Below are 234 nucleotides of genomic sequence, written 5' to 3'. Positions count from 1 at the left end.
CCGACACCGCCCCTCCGCGCTGATCCACACCGATCATGGTGTAGACCGACAGAATCAGCGTCGCCGAGGCAATCGCTCCGTAGCGCTCGCCTAGGGCGCCGAGCATGGTCAGGCAGAAACTCGCCAGCGCCAGGGCAATCGCAAACAGCCAGGGGTAGGGGAACATCAGTTCCACCGACAGCGCGGCGATGCTGAAACACACCAGCGTCACCGCCAGGGCATTGAGGCGGCCTT

At 64.5% G+C, this 234-nt stretch carries 1 protein-coding gene; it reads right to left on the bottom strand.

Going from position 1 to position 234, the window contains the following annotated elements:
- Nucleotides 1-234, bottom strand: a 234-nt coding sequence (locus ACFZPT_RS27070) for an FUSC family membrane protein (RefSeq protein ID WP_379559187.1), incomplete at both ends; no start/stop codon positions are given.

Source organism: Pseudomonas sp. MD330_10 (genome assembly GCF_042610415.1).
GTDB lineage: Bacteria > Pseudomonadota > Gammaproteobacteria > Pseudomonadales > Pseudomonadaceae > Aquipseudomonas > Aquipseudomonas rhodesiae.
The sequence above is the reverse complement of the archived record's forward strand: the minus strand, read 5'-3'. Positions and strand labels throughout refer to the sequence as shown.